At 35.9% G+C, this 830-nt stretch carries 1 protein-coding gene; it reads right to left on the bottom strand.

What is annotated here, in order from left to right; genetic code table 11:
* Positions 1-414 precede the first annotated feature (414 nt).
* On the bottom strand, positions 415-830 hold a 416-nt coding region (locus ACFINC_RS10280), incomplete at its 5' end, for an energy transducer TonB (RefSeq protein ID WP_375617147.1).

Raw genomic sequence — 830 nt, 5'->3', positions numbered from 1 at the left:
ACAGAATATCTAGCCTCAATAGTATGTGTTTCTTATTCCTATTTTTATTTTAATGTCTCTAAGTCTATTTCACCATTGTATACTTGAAAAGTAATTATGAAAATATTCTCACGAATGGCATAAAATTTTATTAGACATAATTAAGCTTCATTTGATAAAAGCTATAGTTCTATTCCCCCCTAACTTCCAACGTTGCAACAGCCCTTTCATTTAGAGCATTCATAAGAAATATATTGACTGCTTTTAAAAAGTTTTTTTATCCATGCTCTTCCTCACTCGTGTCATAAGTCAGCGCGGATGATTTTGATTGCTTCAATGTAAAAAAATTTCGAAAAAATATATTTGAACTTTCATTTAAATTATAAATAGCCTTTATAAATAAATATATTATCTAAACAGAGCCCCCCATAAAAATCAGCTAAATATTAAGGATACTCTGATCGTTTTATTCACTTTTGATGGTGGAGGGGGAGGAAAAGAACCAACCCGTTGAAGGGCTGCCATAGCCAATCGATCAAGTTCTGGATCTCCAGCAGAAACGACGACACGGCTAGAAAAAATGCCCCCCCGCTCATGCACCCTAAATTCTAATTTCACCGTTCCTTTTGTTCGACTAGTACGCTGTCCTACAACATAATTTTTTTGCCGTTCTAATTGCGACTGTACCTTTGCTAACCACTCCATTAACACCATATTTTCAAGCCCTGCGGTACTGCCGCTCTGTCTGGCGGCAACCGAACGCACGGACTTTACAGATGGCTTCTTTACAACTGTCTTTGGTATTGCTTTTTTCTCAAATATTTTATCTTCTACTTTTTGAGGAAGAGATT

Source organism: Bartonella sp. AP58NXGY (assembly GCF_042195785.1).
Classification (GTDB): Bacteria; Pseudomonadota; Alphaproteobacteria; order Rhizobiales; family Rhizobiaceae; genus Bartonella.
The sequence above is the reverse complement of the archived record's forward strand: the minus strand, read 5'-3'. Positions and strand labels throughout refer to the sequence as shown.